At 33.7% G+C, this 1,333-nt stretch carries 2 protein-coding genes; both read right to left on the bottom strand.

What is annotated here, in order from left to right; genetic code table 11:
- A partial coding sequence (locus DV872_RS26070) for a hypothetical protein (protein ID WP_199563549.1) occupies positions 1-682 on the bottom strand: 682 nt, incomplete at its 3' end.
- 95 nt (positions 683-777) lie between these two features.
- On the bottom strand, positions 778-1,125 hold the full coding sequence (locus tag DV872_RS26065) for a DUF952 domain-containing protein (protein WP_255566886.1): 348 nt from the start codon (positions 1,123-1,125) through the stop codon (positions 778-780).
- Positions 1,126-1,333 lie beyond the last annotated feature (208 nt).

The following is a 1,333-nucleotide window of genomic DNA, read 5'->3' as shown; positions in this document are numbered from 1 at the left end:
CAATGGATTGCTGTCCAGACTCTAATACGGCATCTATTCCGACTAGACTGGGGACATGGCCCACGACGGGGATATTTATTTCCTTTGCTACTCTGATGATTTCCTGATACACATCACTCTTTAATCTGTCATAAACCTTGATAAAATCATATCCATCTGTCTTCATCTGTTTAATGGCCTGCTCTACATCGGCAGGATTATCGAGAATAAAACTATTGTACCATGCGGGAATTGCACCATCAATTAACGGTCCCGTTGTGTATAAATTCGGTCCCAGGATTTCTTTATTACTAATAGCTTCTCTGTATTCTACATGTTCGGGGAGGCCCCACATATTTCTGATTGTTGTAACACCATTTGCTAAGAATAAAGCCAAAACCTCTTCACGATCAGTATGAACATGCATATCTGAAAACCCGGGGAGTAAGAATTTATCTTCAGCATGTATAATCAAGGTCTTCTTGGGTAATATAAGATTCTCGAATACATCAATAGAGACTATTTTTCTGTCAACGATATAAACTGACTTATTCTCTAATATGTGCTCATCAACCATGGATATGACATTTACATTTTTAAAAACAATGTTTTGAGCTTTTGGAATATCTCTATTTGAAGAACAAGAGAAAATATAAGTAAAAAATGATAGAAACAATAATGATCTCAATAGTGAAGTTTTCATTTGAATCACAAATCCCCATGTAATTAATAAATAATATTAAAACAAAAGTTTATTATTGAATCTCTAAAATGTATATAAGATTTTTATTTCCATAACTACGAGCCGACAGAACAGAAATTATCGGTTGTCAATTCAGGGAATTCTACAGGGAGAATATAATTCCCGTTAGAATCCTTTTTCAGTAAATATTGCCCAATAACTGAGGAGGTTGGAAGTTCTCCATATATATGTGGAAAATTCTCATTTCGATTATCAGTATCTTCATCAATAATTTCACATTGAATCAAAGATTTATCAATTTGTAGTAAGATTAAATCTTCTTCACTTTTGTAGAATTCATTTGCTATATCACAAATTTGATATGAGTACGAACAGTGAATGAAACCCTCTTTTTGAATACTCTCTGGAGCATAATATCCACTCATGGACTGCTTATTGTATATAGTCCGGTTAACAATATGGTAGATTATCCATTGTATCTCCTTGATTTTACAATTGATTAGTAGACAACAATTGGTTTATCGGTAACCGCTAATAAAGCCCCATCTACCAGTAACTGAGATTTCTATGCATTTTCTATTCTAAAGGAGTGGAAAATGAAAAGAAGAACATCAGAAGATTGGGATCACATAATCCGGGACTATAAAGAGT

Origin of the sequence: Oceanispirochaeta sp. M1, assembly GCF_003346715.1 — a bacterium.
Taxonomy (GTDB): Bacteria; Spirochaetota; Spirochaetia; order DSM-2461; family DSM-2461; genus Oceanispirochaeta.
The sequence above is the reverse complement of the archived record's forward strand: the minus strand, read 5'-3'. Positions and strand labels throughout refer to the sequence as shown.